Genomic DNA, 16586 nt, shown 5'->3' on the forward strand with positions numbered 1-16586 from the left:
TGCGGTGCGCGTGATCCGGGCCGTGCCACGGAACCTCGCGCGCCCGCCTCATTCCTCGACGCCGGGAAGGTAGGAGTTCATCCTCCGTACCAGGTGTGCCAGCTCGGGCACCTCGATCACCTCGCGTCCGGCCGCGGCCAGCAGCTCGGCACCCTCGCAGTCGACGAACACGTTCGGCTCCCGCCAGGCGAACACGACGCGGGGGATCCCGGCGTCGAGTATGAGCCGTGTGCAGCTGGTCGGGCGCGAGGCACGGGTGCTGCAGGGCTCGAGCGAGCTGTAGATGGTCGCCCCGCCCAGCCGGGCGCCGGTTGCGGGGAGCTTGGCCAGCGCTGACTCCTCCGCGTGGTTGTGCGCGTCCCCTTCGCGGGAGTGGCCGGTGGCGAGTACCTCGCCTCCGGCGTCCGCGATGATGCAGCCCACCGAGAACGTCGTTCCGGGTGGGCAGCGCTGCGCCAGCTCGATGGCCCGGCGTAGCAGCGCGAGGTCGGCCTCGGTAGCGGTACGCGCGGTGTGCTCAGTCATCGTCTCGCCCGATCACATAACGCAGGAGCACGACATCTCCCATTGTCCTCGTCTCGGCCAGCCGTAGCAGGCCCGCGGTTGCGGGGCCCGGGTGCGGCAGGCGCGGCGCCTCGGGATCGCCGAGGAACACCGGCGCGTACACCAGGTGCAGCTCGTCGGCGGCTCCGGCGTCGAGGAACTGGGTGAGTATCCGTGTGCCGCCCTCCACGAGTAGCCGCTCGATCCCGCGCGCGGACAGATCCGCGAGGACCAGGGACAGGTCGACGGGCTCGCCTGCCTCGACAACGGTGGCCAGCCCGTCCAGCGTGTCACGCAGGCGGTCGGCCGCCGGTCCCGCGGCGGTGTAGACGAGCTTGTCGCAGGTGCCGGTGGTGAAGAACCGGGCTGTGGGGTCGAGGTCGCCACGGCTGGTGACGGCCACCTTGGTGGGGTTCTCCTTGCGTCCCGCCTCCAGCCGCGACTGCCTGCGCTGCGGGGAGCGCACAAGGAGCCGCGGGTCGTCGCTGCGAACCGTGTGCGCGCCCACCAGGATGGCGTCAGCCTCCGCGCGGACTCCGTCGACCCGGTCGAGGTCCTCCTCATTGGACAGAACGAGGCGCGTGTCGCCTGCGTCGTCGATGTAGCCGTCCAGCGAGGAGGCGACCGAGAGCACGACGTACGGGCGGGGGCTCATGAGGGGTGGATCCTCCTTCCGGGGCGGCCACGAGCCCGAGCCTACGCCCCTCAGCCGTCCGGGCCCGGCCACTGTTCGCGTGACCAGGCCATTTCCCAGAAGGCCAGCTCGTACCGGCTGCTGCTGAGGAAGACGTCCCGGACGCGGTTACGACCGGACTCCGGCAGCTCCGCGCCGATGCGGTCGGTCAGTGTACGCAGCCAGTCCACCAGCTCGGTGAACTCGGAGGACGCGTACATCTCGATCCAGCGAGCGTAGTCGCCGTCGTCGGGAGCACCACGCTCGGCGAGGCCCCTGCCGATCTCGCTGAACCCCCACATGCACGGCAGCAGAGCGGCCAGCAGGTCGGCGAAGTCGCCGATGGTGGCGGTCCGCAGCATGAAGTCGGTGTACCCGCGCGTGGTGGGGGCCATCCGCTCGCGTTCCAGCTTGGCCGGGTCGATACCGATGTCGGTGCAGTACGAGCGGTGCAGCGACATCTCCTGGTGCAGCGTCTCGTGTACGAGGTTGCAGAACTGGCCCATCGTCTCCAGGTCAGGTGCCCGGGCGGTGGCCAGCGCGAGCAGGCGCGAGAACTCGATGAGGAAGAGGTAGTCCTGGCGGATCCAGAAGCGGAACCGCTCCTTGTCCAGGGTCCCGTCGCCGATGCCCCGCACGAAGGGGTGGTTGTGCTGGGCCTGCCAGATCTCGTCGGCGCTCGCGCGCAGCTCCTCGCTCAGCCCTGTCATGGGCCGTCTCCCTTCGGTCGCTCGTTGCAGGCGTCCCAGAACATCTGCTCGTAGGCCTGCAGCAGGCGGGCTGCCCTGCGTGCGCGCAGCGGGGAGTCACCGCAGGAGAGGCCCTCATCGACCACGGCGAGCGCCTGTGACTCGAAGTCGGGCGGCGGGGTGGCGAAGAACTCGAAGAACCCGACGACGTCGTCGGGTGCGCTGTAGGACGCGCGCAGCGCGGCCGCGACCTGAGCGCAGTTCGCGCCCCACGCGGCGAGGTTGGTGAGGAACGCGAGAGCGACTTCGGCACGGCTCCCGTTCAGCGCCAGCCACGAGACGTACGACGGGTATGCCTGCGCCTCGGGACGCGGCTCGTGCATGCGGAAGTCACCGCTGGTCATCCCGAGCCAGTCCGCGAACGTCCCGAGCTTGCCGAGCGCCGTGCCTTCCCCTTCCGCCATGGTCAGGAAGAACTCGCCGGCGAGCCCGCTGGAGAACCGGGTGGCCAGCTGCGCGAAGCTCCTGCGATCGCTGGAGACGATCACATGCTGCTCCCCGGCGAGGGCCCGGAGCTGGTGCTGGGTGATCTCCCCGGCCCGCAAGCGATCGAGGAACGGGTGCTCGCGGATGGCGGCGTCGGACTCGGCGAGCTCGCGCCGCGCCTCATCGAACAGCTCACGGGCAGTGGTACCAGACGGTTCGCTCATCGCTGCTCCATTCCTTCCGGTGCCTGTGTTCTGTCTACGCGACACAACGCGCCCTTCGCGACCCACCCACCCGGTCAGGGTGGGAGCCGAATGTCACGTTCGGCTCCTTCTCGGGCTGTTGCGTAATTGCGGCGTGTCCGGCTGACGGGGTTTGATCGTTTTGTCAGGCTTGGGGTATGGCGAAGCGGTATCGGCCGGTGGAGCGGGATCAGGGATTCCTGCTGCCGCCGGACATGCGGGATTGGCTTCCCGCTGACCATCCGGTGTGGCTGTTGGTCACGGTGGTGTCGCAGCATTTGGATACCTCGGCGGTGCACCGGCACCGCAAGGTGGGCGGGGCGGGCCGGGCCGCGTATGACCCGGACATGCTGTTGACGCTGTTGATTTGGGCGTGGGCGCGGGGTGAGCGGTCGTCGCGGCGGATCGAGCGACTGTGTCAGGAGGACGTGTCGTTTCGGGTGATCTGTGCTGGCGACGCGCCCGATCATGTGACGCTGTCGCGGTTTCGCGCGGCGCTGGGCGCGGTGACGGCGGAGCTGTTCGCGCAGGTCCTGCGGCTGTGCGCGCGGCTGGGGATGGGCCGGCTGGATACCATCGCGTTGGACGGGGTGAAGATCGCGGCGAACGCGTCGGCCACGGCGAGCCGCGACGTCGACGGGCTGCGTCGGCTGGCGGAGCGGATCGTGGACGAGCACGCCACGACCGACGAGGCCGAGGACGCGCTGTGCGGGCCGTGCCGCGGGGACGAGGTGCCCGCCGAGGCGGCTCACCCCCGCACACGCCCGGAGCGGATCCGCGCGGCACTGAGCGAGCTGCAGGCCGAGGAGGCCGCCGTGGAGGAGGCCCGCCGGCAACGCGAGGAGCGGGTGGCCGCCGATCCTCGGGTCGATGCCGACGCTGACGGTCCCACCCCGACCGGGCGGGTTCCTGAGCAGATCGAGGTGGCCGCCGCGGAGCGGGAGTTGGCCCGCGCGGTCACCGACCAGCAGGCCAAGATCGAGTCGTATCCGCAGCGGGCGGCCGAGGCCGAGGCGGCCGGTCGCCCGACCCCGTTGAAGCCGCCGACGCCGGTGGAGCAGCACTACCGGGTCCGCAAGGGCCGAGCCCGGTTGGCCAAGGCGCTGCAGCGGCAGGGGCGCCGAGCCGAACAGCAGCAGGCCGGCACCGGGCCCGCCGCGCGCAAGCCGAAGCGCAACATCACCGACCCGGACTCGCGGCTGCTACCGGTGCGCGGCGGTGGCTGGGTTCAGGGCTACAACTGTCAGGCCGTCACCAGCGCCGACGGGCTGATCGTGGCCACCTCGGTGACCAACAACCCCGCCGATGTCGTCCAGTTCGAACCGATGATGCGGGCGGCCGAAGCCGCCGCCACGGTGATCAGCCACGCACGCCGCGAGCCCGGCACCGTCAATCGTGACCAAGCCGACGGCGGAATCGGGGTGCTGCTGGCCGACGCCGGCTACTTCTCCGAACACAACCTCACCACCGAGGGACCGGACCGGCTCATCGCGCTGGGCACGGCCCGCGACACCGAACGCGCCGCCCGCACCGGCCCGACACACGGGCCACCGCCGGACGAGGCCACCCCGCAACAGACGATGCAGCACCAGCTACGCACCCAAAAAGGCATCGCCACCTACCGCAAGCGCAGCCACATCGCCGAAACCCCCTTCGGGCACGCCAAGCACAACCTCCGATTCCGGCAATTCAGCCAACGAGGCATCACCGCCGTCAGCGGTGAATGGACCTTCCACGCAACCGTCCACAACATCAGCAAGATCTTCCGCCAAGGCCACACCCTGCCCGCCAGCTAAAGCCCAGACCCGCCCCCAGCAACCACAGACCAGGCCACCAACCAAACCAGCCACCCACCCACCAACCGATTACGCAACAGCCCGTTCTATGGAACCAATGTCACCTTCGGCTCCCTCACCGATTCACCGCAACGGCGGTAAGGACGGGCTCGGACCCCCGACCGTGACCTCCCGGTGAGCCGGGCCGATAGCCTCGAGGTGTGAATGCAGTCCCTCCCGGCGACGCGCCGACCCCGGCTCCGCAGGTCCTGCGACCGAGGCGGTACTGGTACATCGTCGCCGCAGGTCTTCTCGTCATAGGGCTCGTCGCCGGCGGCACGCTCGGTTGGCGTGCCAACGCTGCCTACCCGTCGGTCGAGGGAGAGGTCGCCTCCGGCGAGACGGAGCAGGTGGAATTCGACCGAGCGGGCATGACGATCTACACCGATCGAGCGTTCCTGGACGGTGGCTGCGAGGTCGAGGACCCGGACGGGCAGGAAGTCCCGCTGGATCCTGTCGCCAGTACCGAGACGGTGACGTTCAACGACACGGAGTGGCAGGTCGTCCTGCGCAGCAGCGCGAGCGTCCCGGCGGGGGAGTATTCGGTCTCGTGCACCTCGGACAGCGATGCGGTGTTCGGTGTCGGACCGGACGCCTCGGTGTTCACCGCCGAGGCTCTGGTGTTCGGGGCCGTCAGCTCGGCGGGCCTCGGCGCGTTCCTGGCGGGGATGACCACGTTGCTGGTGTATCTCCGGAGACGGGCCGCTCGCAGGGCTTCGGAGAGGAACGCCGCGGACGGGTCCGGTGACGAACCGGACGACGACGCCGGGCTGGGGCAGCACGGACCGTCACCCGGCCCCTGAGACGGGATCGCTACGACTCCCGCCGGTACAGCTCGTCGAGTTCGCGGTGGGCCGCGACGAAGTGGCCGAGTTCGGCATGGCGATGCCGGACGATGGCCACGATCTTGATCACGGACAGGCCGCAGACGAGGAACACGATCACCGTTACGCCGAGCAGCAGCTCGAAGTCGTCGCCGTCCACGGGTCGCTCACCGACCACACCGACGAGGTGATGCGCGACGAGGAGGACGGTGACCGCGCCGGACAGCACGGCGAGCGCTACCTGCCGGGAGAGTAGCTTCGCCCACTGCCGCTTGCGTTCGAGCTTGGCAGCTCGTTTCACCACCGTGGCGCTGCCCCGTAGCTCGTGCGGGGGCGTGCCCCCCTGGACGGGGACCGAGTCGTTGTCCGGCACTGTCGGTGCTCCTGCGCCCGCGGGTGTCGTGGAGTTCCGGTCCTAGCCGCGTTGATCGTCATGTCGTGAGTCCCGAAGCCCTGCCGCGGCGACGGCGCTCGCGGTCCCGTCCGCCGGGCCATGGCCGTCGCGGCTCCTGGTTCCATCCTCGTGCGTGGACACGCAGCGAGGAGACTACCGCGTCGAACTCAGGGGTGTGGCGGGATCAGTGCGGATCAGCCCGAGGGGGTGGTGGAGTTCTTCCGGCGCCGGATGCCCTTGCGTGGCTTACGCAAGGCATCGAAGTCGATGGCGACCGCGCCGACCGCCATAGCTATCAGGATGGCGATACCGAGTAAAGCCCCCACCCACGTCGCGACAGTGGTGAACATTCATGTGCTCCCTGCGCTTGGGGTATGCCAGTCCCAGGTTGACCGCGACGCGTTCGCGGTGCCATAGGCCAACCGGTTGGAACTGTCGCGCTTGCGCCACCCGAACGGAGCAATGACACGGAGGCAATTTGACCAAACCGCACATTCCGCTACGAGATCGCGCCTTGCGCGAGTTCACGCACAGTCTGGACGACCGCGGTGCCTTGGAGCAACACGAGGTCGTTGTGGTCGGCGCCGTGGACGACGACCGGTTCGGTACCGGCCGCCTCGGCGACCGCGCGGCTTTGCTCGGGCGGGATGATCGAGTCGGCATCCCCGTACACCACGCGCACAGGTATACCCGACAGCGCACGAACGTTGTCCTGGACCGGGTAGCGATCCTTGAGCAGCGTTCGCACTGGCAGGAACGGGTAGTGGTGCGCGGCCGTCTCGGCCAGCTCGCTGAACGGGGAACGCAGCACCATCCCCGCCGGTGGGTGTTCGGTGGCCAGCTCGCTGACCACACCGCAGCCCAGGCTCTCACCGAAATACAGCAGCCGGTCCGGGCGCACCCGCGCCTGCTCGACCAGGTACTCGCGGGCCGCTCGCACGTCCCGCGCAAGGCCGTCCTCACTCGGCTTGCCTTCGTTGGCCGCGTAACCGCGGTAGTCCATCAGCAACACCGACATACCGTGCCGGGTCAGCTGCTCGGCGAGCGGGACCCGCATCGAGCGGTTACCGCCGTTGCCGGGAGCGACCAGGACGGCGGGAGCTTGGGGATCGTGGTTCGGCTTGCCGTCCGCCGGGAAGAACCACGCCGACAGGTCCAACCCGTCTGCGGTGCGCAGCGTGACATCCTGCCCGCCGGGGAGCTCGTCGGACGCGGCAGGCAGGGGACCGGGAGTGGGGAGGTAGATGAGGTTGCGTTGAAACACGTAACCAGCTCCCACAGCGAGGCCGACCACGGTCGCACCCACGATGGCAACAGTGAACACTGTCCGCATCCTGCCTCACTCGGTCAACGCTGAACGACGCTTTCACTCCACACAGCGGGCTGAACGACGCTTTCACTCCACCATAGGGACTGAAAGCGTCATTCAGCCCAACCTTAGAGCTTGCGGAGGCGGACGCGGTTGATCGAGTGGTCCGAGTCCTTGCGTAGTACGAGGGTGGCGCGCGGGCGGGTGGGCAGGATGTTGTCCACCAGGTTCGGCTCGTTGATCGTCGACCACAGGTGCTGCGCCTCGGATCGGGCGTCCTCGTCGCTGAGCCCGGCCAGGTGGTGGAAGTGCGACTCGGGGTCGGCGAAGGCGGTATCGCGTAGCGTGAGGAACCGCTCGATGTACCAGCGCCGGATGTCCTCGGTGTGCGCGTCCACATAGATGGAGAAGTCGAACAGGTCCGACACCGCCAGCCTCGGATGCGGCTGCAGGACGTTCAGCCCTTCCAGGATCAGGATGTCCGGCTGGCGTACCACGTGCTCCTCGCCCTCGACGCGGTCGTAGAGCTTGTGCGAGTAGACCGGGGCACTGACCTCGTTCGCGCCTGACTTCACGTCGGTGATGAAACGCAGCAGCGCGCGGCGGTCGTAGCTTTCCGGAAAGCCCTTCCGGTGCATGATCCCGCGGCGGATCAGCTCTTCCCTCGGGTAGAGGAAGCCGTCGGTGGTCACCAGGTCCACGCTCGGATGGTCCGGCCACCGCGCGAGCAGCGTGCGCAGGATCCGCGCCGTCGTCGACTTGCCCACCGCCACGCTGCCGGCGATACCGATGACGAACGGCACCTTGGTGCCGCGCGTGTACTCGCCGAGGAATGTCGTGGTCACCTCGTAGAGTTGCTGGCGCGCGGCGACCTGGAGATTGATCAGCCGGGACAGCGGAAGGTACACGTCGGCGACCTCGGCGAGGTCGATCTGCTCGCCGAGACCGCGGAGCCGCACGAGCTCCTCTGCGGTCAGCGGTAGTGGCGTCGACCTGCGTAGCTCCCGCCACTGCTCACGCGCGAGCTCGACATACGGGGTGAGTTCCCGGACCTTCGCCATCGCTTGACTCCTCAGGTCCAAGGTGCAGGACGGGCAATAGCCACGAAACAAGATGTAAACAGTAAGCGGCGCCGTATGGGCATGCCCTGTGACTTAATCCACCGACATTTCTAGTGTCCGCCGGCTGCGCCTGCGCCGCCAGCCGGGCCGGGCGTCGCCGATCACTGCTCCTCCCCGCTTTCGTCCTGGTCGGAGTTGCCACCGAGCGGGCCCGGCAGGTCGCTGCCCCGGTAGCGCAGCACGATCAGGGTGCCCACTGCCAGGATCGCAGCGGCCAGCACCGTAAGCACGGTGGTGGCTACCACACCGAACCGGTCGAGGATCCACTCGGCGATCTGCCTGCTTCCCGAGGTGGGGTCGGTGAGCACGATGGCGACGAAGGCCGCGGCAAGCACGGTGACGGCCGTGAAGACGATCCTGCGTGGCCACGTGGTCAACTGGGCCTTCTCGTGCAGCACTCGACCCGCACGCAGGATCCGGCCGACGCGCAGGATGCGTAGCGCGCCGATGGCCAGGATCATCCGCAGGATCTGCACGGGGCCGATCATGAAGATGACGGCGGGAACGGTCAGCACCGTGATACCCACGGTCCACTTGTGGCTACGTATCCAGTCGAAGATGTCCCCGCTGAGCAGCATCAGAACCAGCGACTCGCCGACAAGCACGCACATCGACGCCCAGTTGAGAACGGTGCCGACCGTGGCGGTGACTCCGTCACCCATAGCCAGGAACACGGCCGGGACCGACACCATGGCCGCGAGGACCACGGGCAGCGCGAGCTGCCGTTCGACCCGTTCTGCCCGGGTGTTGCGTGCCGCTTGTCCTGACGTCGTCATCGACAGCATCCTAAGCGGGCCGGATACGGTGTGCCCGCAGTGTAGGTGTGTCAGGTGGAGCGCTGCCCGAAGCAGTCACTCCAGGCCGCGGAGACGTGCCGGGCGCAGTTGAGCGGCTCCACCCCGCCGACGCCGGTTCCGAGCCCCGGCATGGCGATGACGTCGATGGCCTCGCGCGCCGGGACGTCGAGCTCGACGTCGCCGGTGCGCCAGAACTCGAACACGGCACGTGCTGCCAGGTACGGGTGGACCGTGTCCGTGGGCAGCTGCTCGCCGGGCTCGCGCACGGTTGGTGCGCAGATCAGCCACTTGGGCATCGGTTCGCCGGTCTGCGCGGCGACAGCCTGGCCGACCGGGAGCTCACCGCCGTGATAGCTGAGGATGGCGTTGCGTACGTGTTGCTCGACGCCGGGAAACGCGCGAGCGTAGACACTGTCGATGCCGCCCCGCATCCATCCGTAGGAGTTCGCGGGACTGACCACCGCGTCGGCATGCACGTCGAGTACGGAACCGTGGTGCACCCGGACGCGGTCGCCTGCTGACTCGGCTACCGTGTGCCATGCCTCCGTGAGAGCGTCATCCACCGAACACAGCACCACTTCCGGCGTGTGCTGCGTCGTCGGCGCCGTCGAGCCACTGCGGGCTGTACCCGATTCGGTGGTCACGTCCTTAGTGTGACAAAGAAGCCGGAGCAGGTTAACCGACGCGCCCATCCGGCATCTGAGTGAAATCGGCAACAGGGTGCAGCCCGGTGTGCACTGGGGGTGTTCGTGCGTGACGTGCACCACGTGTGCCGCGAACAGGGGCGATTGCGTACTCTGCTGTCGTGTACAGGATTGCATACTTCGGTCCGGAGGGGACCTTCACCGAGCAGGCGGCGCGTTCGCTGGCCGGCAGCGACACCCACGCCGAACTCGTGCCGTACGAGACGATCGCGCAGGCCATGGCGGCCGTCCGGGATGGTGGGACGTCCGCGGCGTGCGTTCCTGTGGAGAACTCTGTCGAGGGTCCGGTAACGGCGACGCTGGACGAGCTGGCGGAGGACGAGCCCCTGGTTGCCACGGCCGAAGCCCTTCTGCCCATCCATTTCACCGTCCTCGCAGGCCGCGGTGTACGGCGGGAGGACATCGGTACCGTCGCCAGTCATCCCCATGCTTTGGCGCAGGTACGGCACTGGCTGGACGTGAACCTGCCTTCCGCCCGGCACGTCGCGACGTCGTCGACCGCCGCTGCCGCGCTGGCGGTGCAGCAGGGCGAGTACGACGCCGCGGTGGCCGCCCCGGTTGCCGCGGAACGCTACGGCCTACCCGGTATCGCCACCGAGGTCGCGGATGTTGAGGACGCCCGCACTCGCTTCCTGCTGCTCACCCGGCCCGGTACGCTGCCGGAACCGACCGGTTGCGACCGCACGTCGGTCGTGGCGGCGGCAGCGAACCGGACGGGAGCGCTGTCCGAGCTGCTGACCGAGCTTGCCTTCCGTGGCATCAACCTGACCAGGCTGGACGCGCGGCCGATCAAGGGTGGCTTCGGCGAGTACCGGTTCTTCATCGACTTCGAGGGCCACGTCGCCGAACCGCGCATCGGAGACGCCCTCGCGGCCTTGCGCAGGCGATGTGCGGTGCGCTTCTTGGGGTCGCACCCCCGTGCGGACGGGGTACGCGCGAGCATCCAGCCGTCCGCGGGTAACGAGGACTTCGTCAGCGCGGCGGACTGGGTGGAGTCGGTCCGGCGCGGCGACACGGCCTGAGCCGGCTGCCGTTCGTGCAGGCGACCGAGCGACGCGTTCACGTAGTGAAACGGTGCGGGGCCCGGTAGCGACGTTACGGCAGAGTGGAACCAGTGGCGTACCCACGTGGCCGGTACGCGGCTGGACGCTCGATCCTGGGGTCGTTCTGACAGAGATTGGACCGTTGACGTGAAGTTGAAACTCGTTCGGCACGCGGAGAGTACCGCCAATGTGCGGAAGGCGATCAATACCAGGCTGCCCGGGCCGCCGCTGAGTGACGTGGGCAGGCAGCAGGCCGACGAGCTCGCCGCCCGGCTGCGCTCCGAGCCTGTTGTGGCCGTGTACAGCTCGCTGGCCACGCGCGCCCAGCAGACCGCGACGCCGGTGGCCGCGGCGCACGGGGTGGACCTTCAGGTCATCGACGGGGTGCACGAGGTGTTCGTCGGGCAGCTGGAGGACCGCACCGATCGCGAAGGGGTGGAGGCCTACGCGCAGGTGTTCCTCCCGTGGATCCAGGGCGAGCTGCACCACACGATGCCGGGCGGGGAGAGCGGCATCGAGGTTCGCGACCGGTTCGTGGCCGCGATCTCCGAGGTCAGGGCCAAGCATGAGGAGGAGGACCCGGACGGCACCGTCGTCATGGTCAGTCACGGCGGTGTCATGCGTCTCGGTGTGGAGTTGCTCGCCGACAACGTTCCGCGGTCGGGCCGGGTGTCCGGGTTGATCGCCAACACCGGAGCGGTGGTGCTGGAAGCGCATCGCGACGGTCGCTGGCGGTGTGTCGCCTGGGACGGTGTCGACCTGTCCGGTCACGGTTGATCGCTGCCGGGCCGGGCGGCCCGAGCTCGAGCGTACGGCTGATCATGCACGGTCGGCACTGGAGTCGGTGCCTGCCGCGTCCACCTCGGGACGGAAACGGCGCAGCATGAGCAGTACGGCGGCTGCGAGGAGCAGCTGGCTGCATCCGGAGACGACGAACGTCATGCTCGGGCTGTCCAGCAGCCTGGTGAGAACACCGCCGATCATCGCGCCCGCCGGGATGGAGCCCCACACCAGGGTGCGCCATACGCCGATAATCCTGCCGAGCACGCCGTCGGGTACCAGCAGTGCGCGCAGGGTGGCCAGGATGACGTTGACCGTCACCACCGCCGCCGCGAACAGGCCGAACAGCGCGGCTCCCACGACGGGGTTGCTCGTGAGGCCCATGGCGGCGAATCCGATACCGGCGGCGGCGACGCCACCGACGAGCACGGGTACGCGACGGAATCGCCTGATCATCCTCGGGGCGATCGCCGCCCCGCCGAGACCGCCGAGCCCACCGATGAAGGCGAACATCCCGAATGCGGCCTCGCTGAGCTCGAGGTCCTCGAGCGCGTACAGCACGAGCTGCGCCTGGGCGAGTTCGGCGAGCAGGTTCAGTGCCGTGGCGATGAGGACGAGCCGCAGCATCAAGGGGCTGTTCACCAGCCAGCGCATACCGTTGCCGAGCTCGCTGCGCAGGCGAGCGCGGGGCGTGCCTTCTCCAGATCCGTCCTGCTGGTCTGCTCCGGCCGCGCGCTGCGGGTGGTAGGAACCGAGTAGTCCGAGCAGCAGCACGGCCGCGATGGCGTAGGCGATCGAGTTGAGCAGGAACGGGAAGGCAGCGAACAGCGCGAAGGTCAGGCTGCCGACGGGTCCGCCCGCGAAGGTCTGCCCGACGATCTCCACGGACTGCAGCTTGCTGTTGGCGCCTTCCAGGTTCCGGCGGGGTACGACCGCGGGGATCAGCACGTTGCTCGCGGTGTCGGCGACGGTCTCGGCGGAGCCGATCAGCATCGCTGCCGCGTACACCGTCCAGATGGAGATGGCGTCGAGGTAGACGAACCCCGCCGTGAGCCCCACGACGAGCGCGCGGGTCACATTGGCGATGATCATCGCCTTCTTGCGGTCGACCCGGTCGAGGACCGTGCCGGCGAGTACCCCGAACAGTAGCCACGGGAGGAACTGGATGGCCGCCAAGCCCGCGATGAGCAGGGGGTCGCGGGTGAGGGTAGCGGCCAGCAGCGGGAAGGCCACCTTGCCTATGCCGTCACCCAACTGGGAGAGCGTACTCGAGGACAGCAGCCAGTTGAGCCGGTTGTCGCGCTTACCACTCATCGCCGTGTGGCCAGCCTGAAACGACAGGTCTGCCTCCCTCGCCAACAGTCAATCTCATCATCGTGTCACGACGAGGGGTGATTGTGCACCGTCGGAAAGTAGCGACGCCAAGGCTTCGCTAGAGGCGCACCCGCACGGCCGGCGGGGGACCTACCGTTCGTAGCTTTCCGTGGGTGTGCTCTCGCCGATCACCGGGGGGACGATGGGGTTTCCGGTGTCCGGGTCGCGCTCGATGTCCCCGTCGTGCGTGGTCTCGAACAGGTGCTCGTTCTTGAGGATCTCGGCCGCGCCGCGTTCGGTGCTGTCGTCCTTGCCTGAGCCACGGCCTGCCCCGCCACCAGCCATTCCTCCGGCGCGTGACCCGCCTGCGGCCTGCTGCGCGGCCGCTGCGCCTCCGCGGGTGACGCCGTCGCCACGGGCAGGCGCCCCCTGGCCGCCGGCGTGTCCGGCGGCGCGGCCGGCCGCACCGCCCCCGGGGCGACCCCCGGCGGTCTGCCCCCCGGAACCCCCCGAGACTCGTTGCCCGGCATAGCCACCGCGCGGAGTCCCGGCACGCGGCCCGCTCCGGGTGCGATCCCCGCCTGCGCCGCTGGTGCCCGCACCCCCGACTGGCATACCGCCCACTGCGCCCTGGCGTGTGCCTGCAGGTGCACCCGAGCCGGCGCCGGCGCCCTGACCGGCACCGGAACCGGCGAGGTGGCTCGCAGCCGACTGCGCACCCGGAGCAGGCGCCGCACCTGCGCCGCCTGCTCCCGACGCGACACCCGCACCGGGCGCAGGCACGTTCCCACCGGCAGCCGCAGGCACACCCCCGCCCGCGGAGCCGCCCGCGAAGCTGGAGTGGGTGGCCCCGTCGGTGCCTCCCGCCAGGTCCGGTGGGGCGGTGAAGGCCGGTTGTTGCGCTGCCGCGGCCTGGTACCCGCTGTCCAGCTCGTGCATCACCCGTGCCGCCTCGGCGTGCTTCTCCTGCGCCTCGTCCTGTTTGCGCTGCAGTTCCAGGTAGCGGGTCGCCGCGCCGACGGCACTGCCGGCGCTCGCCTGCTCCCGCACCGCCGCCAGCTCCGCGTTCTGGTCGAATCCCGTCGGTTCCGGCATCGCGTTCTTGCCGGTGGATGCCGCGTCGGCCTCCTCGGCCAGCCGGTTGGACCCGAGGTGGATGCCTTGAGCGGTGGAGTCGCTCCACGTCGCCGCGGAGCGGAAGAACCCGTGCGCGGCATCGGCGGCCGCGCCCTGCCACAGGCTCTGCTCGGCATTGGCGGCGTCACTCAACGCCTGTGCGACGTCGCTGAGCCAGTTGCCGAACTCGTTGGCCACGCGCCCCTTCTCGTGTATGTCCTCCGGGGACATGTTCTGGTGCGCGAACCGGTACAGCTGCTCGTGGGAGTAGCCCAGGTAGTCCGAACCGGCGTAGGGAGCGTCGCCCCGGGTGTCCTGGCCCTGCGCCAACGAACGCTGCTGCTCGTCCCGGTATCGCGCGGCTTCCCGCTGCGCGTGGTACTCGGCGATGACGGGGCCGCCGAAAGAGGGGCTTTCCTCCAGGGCTTCGTCGTGGGCCTGTTCCTGTACATCCGCCTCGTACTCGCGCGGACCCGGCTGCTGCTCACCCATCACAGCTCACCTCTATCGCGTCCCTTCGGGCAGCAACGGCTCGAGTCGTTCGGCCGGCTCCTCGACGAACCCGCAGGCGTCGTCTGTGTCGCCGTGCCGCATTGTTGCGCCGACGGTCGCACGGGATTCGGGTTCGACCTCCATGGAGATGTCGCAGCTGACTTTGGCGCCGACGCCGGCACGGATCTGCACTGCGGGGCGATCGTTGACCTCGCCGGGGAAGATACGTACGGGATCGTGTGCGGATAGCTCGTCGTGAACGTAGCCTGCCTGCAGGTTCACTCCGGCGGTACCCGTACCTTGCTTGCTCGCCTGGCAATTGTTGTCCACGCCTGCAGTGGATGCTTCGCCTGGAGGGAAATCCTCGGCGGCGAGGATGTCATCAAGCAGTGCCTCCCTGGCGTCCTCGAATGCTGCCTTCATCTTGGCCAGGTTCGGCAGCAGCGACCGCTCGTCCCCGTCGATCACCCGCACGTTGTGTTCGGCGACCTGGTAGGCGTACGGACTGGAGTCCAACATCGCCCGCTGTGCCAGATACTCCACGTTTCGGACCTGTTCGCTGTCGGTGACATCGGTGGCGAACCCCGAGGTGACGAACTCGGCACCCGCGCTACCACCGGAAGCCTCGCCCTCGCTTCCGGCAAGCGACTCGTCGGCGAAGCTCGCCCCGTCCGCCATGAACCGTCACCTTCCCGGACACAACTCGACCCGCATCCCGGCCGACCCGCTACGCTGTGCGACCAGCCGGGCAGGTTCCGTCACTACTGTAATGGCTCCGGCGCGTCCGGTGGGACGATTCGCCGAACTCGCCCGGTCAGCCCCAGCCCAGCTCGTGCAGGCGCTCGTCGTCGATGCCGAAGTGGTGCGCGATCTCGTGTACGACGGTGACGACGACCTCGCGGACGACCTCGTCCTCGGAGTCGCACATGGCGAGGATGGGGTCCCGGTAGATCGAGATCCGGTCCGGAAGGAACCCCCCGTAATCGTGCATGCGCTCGGTGAGCGCGACACCGTGGTACAGGCCGAGAATGTCCGGCTCCTCCTCGTTGCGCTCCTCCACGAGCACCACCACGTTGTCCATCGCCTCGGCGAACTCGCGTGGCACCTGGTCGAGCGCTTCGGACACCAGCTCCTCGAAGCGGCTTCGCGGCATGTCGACCGGCATGGGTGTCACCGGGCCATCGGAACGTAGCGGGCCGGATGGTCACTCATCGCCGGACTCACCATCCTCATCGGACTCGGCGTCCTCGCCCTCCTCGCTGTCCTCGGCGACGCTACCGGTCACCGGCGCCAGGCCGGAACCGTCGTCGAGGACAGCCCCCACCTTGCAGTTGACCAGGTGCGATCCCGCGTCCCAGCTTGCCTCCTCGCGGGTGTCCCACGCGACGATCAGGTCGTTGTCCTCGAGGTCCTCCCCGCCCGTGTAGTCGTCGGCCCGGTCGGCGCAGACGGTGTCGAGCCATTCCATCTGCTCGTCCTCGCTCGGGTAGTCGTCGAACTCCTCGGACAGATCGACGACAGCGATCATCTCGTAGGCATGCGGTTCGGAGCAGTCGATCGGGTCACCCACGGCCTTGTCGTCGAGCGCGAGGCACGTCCCTTCCTCCCACACGTCGGACTGGTCCTGCGACGCGACGGAGTCCGTCAGGTCCTGGAGCTCCCCGCCAGGGGCGGGCCTCCACAGGCCGCAGTGCACCTTCCGTTGACCGGCCTCCCAGTCGGTCTCGTTCGGGAAGATCGCGCTGACCTGGAACTTGCCGGACGGGTCCAGCCCGCCTTCCATGTACTCGTCCGCGGGGCCAGTGCATCGCTCGTCGACGATGTCCTGCCACTCCTCCAGGTCGGGGGGCGGGCTCGAGTCCGGGTAGTCGGTCGATACGTCGATCACCGCGGTGACCTGGAACTGGTGGGGTTCGTCACACTGTACGGTTTCCATATCACGTGCGTCACCGGCCGACCACGCCACGCAGCTTCCCGGGTGTGCGGAGAACTCCGCCGGGACATGAGTGCCGTCCCCGTCCGGTTCGCCGCCCGCTCCGGGATGGGGCTGCTCGGGGGCCGGGGCCTCGGGTTCGAAAGGCGCGCTGAACACGAAGGTCGAGGTCAGGGCAAGCATCGCCCCGAGTGTCGCGCCGACCATCAACAGCCGGGCGTACGTCAGCCGGTTCCGCGCCTGGAACCGATCGGTCCCGGTCCACATCGCTTCCATCATGCCTTACGCCTC

At 68.8% G+C, this 16586-nt stretch carries 19 protein-coding genes; 4 read left to right on the plus strand and 15 right to left on the minus strand.

What is annotated here, in order from left to right:
- Positions 1 to 48: 48 nt before the first annotated feature.
- Genes CHB84_RS01280 through CHB84_RS01295 form a run of 4 tightly spaced genes read right to left on the minus strand, consistent with a single transcriptional unit; the run spans position 49 to position 2615 of the window.
- Positions 49 to 525: a deaminase gene (locus CHB84_RS01280; protein WP_089299582.1), complete on the minus strand. Its 477-nt coding sequence runs from the start codon at positions 523 to 525 to the stop codon at positions 49 to 51.
- Positions 518 to 1198: a RibD family protein gene (locus CHB84_RS01285; protein ID WP_089299583.1), complete on the minus strand. Its 681-nt coding sequence runs from the start codon at positions 1196 to 1198 to the stop codon at positions 518 to 520. Before CHB84_RS01285 ends, CHB84_RS01280 begins: the two co-directional genes overlap by 8 nt.
- A 50-nt stretch (positions 1199 to 1248) precedes the next feature.
- Positions 1249 to 1926 carry a thiaminase II gene (gene tenA / locus CHB84_RS01290; protein WP_089299584.1) on the minus strand — a complete coding sequence of 226 codons (678 nt, stop codon included), beginning with the start codon at positions 1924 to 1926 and terminating at the stop codon, positions 1249 to 1251.
- The gene (locus tag CHB84_RS01295; protein ID WP_089299585.1) at positions 1923 to 2615 is read right to left on the minus strand and encodes a thiaminase II/PqqC family protein; all 693 of its coding nucleotides are present in this window, start codon (positions 2613 to 2615) and stop codon (positions 1923 to 1925) included. The genes tenA and CHB84_RS01295 overlap by 4 nt, the downstream gene beginning before the upstream one ends.
- Before the next feature lie 176 nt (positions 2616 to 2791).
- Here CHB84_RS01295 and CHB84_RS01300 point away from each other — a divergent pair, with 176 nt between their 5' ends.
- Positions 2792 to 4429 (plus strand): transposase, encoded by a 1638-nt coding sequence (locus tag CHB84_RS01300; protein WP_089299586.1) that lies wholly within the window; start codon positions 2792 to 2794, stop codon positions 4427 to 4429.
- Positions 4430 to 4629: 200 nt separating this feature from the next.
- Positions 4630 to 5271, plus strand: a complete 642-nt coding sequence (locus CHB84_RS01305; RefSeq protein WP_089299587.1) for a hypothetical protein — start codon at positions 4630 to 4632, stop codon at positions 5269 to 5271.
- 10 nt (positions 5272 to 5281) lie between these two features.
- On the opposite strand, the gene CHB84_RS01310 is transcribed toward CHB84_RS01305, so the two are convergent.
- From CHB84_RS01310 to CHB84_RS01330, 6 genes are all read right to left on the minus strand, one after another.
- Positions 5282 to 5665, minus strand: coding sequence for a hypothetical protein (locus CHB84_RS01310; protein ID WP_089299588.1), 384 nt, complete (start codon positions 5663 to 5665; stop codon positions 5282 to 5284).
- Between the two features lie 215 nt (positions 5666 to 5880).
- On the minus strand, positions 5881 to 6036 hold the full coding sequence (locus tag CHB84_RS22665; protein WP_176439732.1) for a hypothetical protein: 156 nt from the start codon (positions 6034 to 6036) through the stop codon (positions 5881 to 5883).
- 149 nt (positions 6037 to 6185) lie between these two features.
- Positions 6186 to 7019 (minus strand): alpha/beta hydrolase, encoded by an 834-nt coding sequence (locus tag CHB84_RS01315; RefSeq protein WP_089299589.1) that lies wholly within the window; start codon positions 7017 to 7019, stop codon positions 6186 to 6188.
- Between the two features lie 104 nt (positions 7020 to 7123).
- Entirely contained in the window at positions 7124 to 8056 is a 933-nt protein-coding gene (gene coaA, locus CHB84_RS01320) for a type I pantothenate kinase (protein WP_089299590.1), read from the minus strand.
- 161 nt (positions 8057 to 8217) lie between these two features.
- Positions 8218 to 8892: a hypothetical protein gene (locus CHB84_RS01325; protein WP_176439733.1), complete on the minus strand. Its 675-nt coding sequence runs from the start codon at positions 8890 to 8892 to the stop codon at positions 8218 to 8220.
- 50 nt (positions 8893 to 8942) lie between these two features.
- Positions 8943 to 9557, minus strand: a complete 615-nt coding sequence (locus CHB84_RS01330; protein ID WP_245818480.1) for a macro domain-containing protein — start codon at positions 9555 to 9557, stop codon at positions 8943 to 8945.
- 161 nt (positions 9558 to 9718) lie between these two features.
- Here CHB84_RS01330 and pheA point away from each other — a divergent pair, with 161 nt between their 5' ends.
- Both pheA and CHB84_RS01340 read left to right on the plus strand, forming a co-directional pair.
- Positions 9719 to 10639 carry a prephenate dehydratase gene (pheA, locus tag CHB84_RS01335; RefSeq protein WP_089299592.1) on the plus strand — a complete coding sequence of 307 codons (921 nt, stop codon included), beginning with the start codon at positions 9719 to 9721 and terminating at the stop codon, positions 10637 to 10639.
- 168 nt (positions 10640 to 10807) lie between these two features.
- Positions 10808 to 11437, plus strand: a complete 630-nt coding sequence (locus CHB84_RS01340) for a histidine phosphatase family protein (protein ID WP_089299593.1) — start codon at positions 10808 to 10810, stop codon at positions 11435 to 11437.
- Positions 11438 to 11479: 42 nt separating this feature from the next.
- Here the strand turns inward: CHB84_RS01340 and CHB84_RS01345 are convergent, their stop codons facing one another.
- From CHB84_RS01345 to CHB84_RS01365, 5 genes are all read right to left on the minus strand, one after another.
- On the minus strand, positions 11480 to 12754 hold the full coding sequence (locus tag CHB84_RS01345) for an MFS transporter (protein WP_089299594.1): 1275 nt from the start codon (positions 12752 to 12754) through the stop codon (positions 11480 to 11482).
- Between the two features lie 150 nt (positions 12755 to 12904).
- A complete protein-coding gene (locus tag CHB84_RS01350) occupies positions 12905 to 14362 on the minus strand; it encodes a hypothetical protein (protein WP_089299595.1) in 1458 nt (485 codons plus the stop codon).
- A 12-nt stretch (positions 14363 to 14374) separates the two neighbouring features.
- Entirely contained in the window at positions 14375 to 15040 is a 666-nt protein-coding gene (locus tag CHB84_RS01355) for a hypothetical protein (RefSeq protein ID WP_089299596.1), read from the minus strand.
- A 136-nt stretch (positions 15041 to 15176) separates the two neighbouring features.
- Positions 15177 to 15527, minus strand: coding sequence for a metallopeptidase family protein (locus CHB84_RS01360; RefSeq protein ID WP_089299597.1), 351 nt, complete (start codon positions 15525 to 15527; stop codon positions 15177 to 15179).
- Between the two features lie 39 nt (positions 15528 to 15566).
- Complete coding sequence (locus tag CHB84_RS01365) at positions 15567 to 16574, minus strand: septum formation family protein (RefSeq protein WP_089299598.1); 1008 nt, start codon at positions 16572 to 16574, stop codon at positions 15567 to 15569.
- Positions 16575 to 16586 lie beyond the last annotated feature (12 nt).

The sequence above is a fragment of the Haloechinothrix alba genome (genome assembly GCF_900188115.1).
Classification (GTDB): Bacteria; Actinomycetota; Actinomycetes; order Mycobacteriales; family Pseudonocardiaceae; genus Haloechinothrix; species Haloechinothrix alba.

Coding starts and splice junctions, on each gene's coding strand:
- CHB84_RS01365 (WP_089299598.1), bottom strand. CDS start 16,574: ATGATGGAAGCGATGTGGACCGGGACCGATCGGTTCCAGGCGCGGAAC.
- CHB84_RS01355 (WP_089299596.1), bottom strand. CDS start 15,040: ATGGCGGACGGGGCGAGCTTCGCCGACGAGTCGCTTGCCGGAAGCGAG.
- CHB84_RS01325 (WP_176439733.1), bottom strand. CDS start 8,892: ATGACGACGTCAGGACAAGCGGCACGCAACACCCGGGCAGAACGGGTC.
- coaA (WP_089299590.1), bottom strand. CDS start 8,056: ATGGCGAAGGTCCGGGAACTCACCCCGTATGTCGAGCTCGCGCGTGAG.
- CHB84_RS01285 (WP_089299583.1), bottom strand. CDS start 1,198: ATGAGCCCCCGCCCGTACGTCGTGCTCTCGGTCGCCTCCTCGCTGGAC.
- CHB84_RS01300 (WP_089299586.1), top strand. CDS start 2,792: ATGGCGAAGCGGTATCGGCCGGTGGAGCGGGATCAGGGATTCCTGCTG.
- CHB84_RS01280 (WP_089299582.1), bottom strand. CDS start 525: ATGACTGAGCACACCGCGCGTACCGCTACCGAGGCCGACCTCGCGCTG.
- CHB84_RS01360 (WP_089299597.1), bottom strand. CDS start 15,527: ATGCCGGTCGACATGCCGCGAAGCCGCTTCGAGGAGCTGGTGTCCGAA.
- CHB84_RS01315 (WP_089299589.1), bottom strand. CDS start 7,019: ATGCGGACAGTGTTCACTGTTGCCATCGTGGGTGCGACCGTGGTCGGC.
- tenA (WP_089299584.1), bottom strand. CDS start 1,926: ATGACAGGGCTGAGCGAGGAGCTGCGCGCGAGCGCCGACGAGATCTGG.
- CHB84_RS01345 (WP_089299594.1), bottom strand. CDS start 12,754: ATGAGTGGTAAGCGCGACAACCGGCTCAACTGGCTGCTGTCCTCGAGT.
- CHB84_RS22665 (WP_176439732.1), bottom strand. CDS start 6,036: ATGTTCACCACTGTCGCGACGTGGGTGGGGGCTTTACTCGGTATCGCC.
- CHB84_RS01350 (WP_089299595.1), bottom strand. CDS start 14,362: ATGGGTGAGCAGCAGCCGGGTCCGCGCGAGTACGAGGCGGATGTACAG.
- CHB84_RS01295 (WP_089299585.1), bottom strand. CDS start 2,615: ATGAGCGAACCGTCTGGTACCACTGCCCGTGAGCTGTTCGATGAGGCG.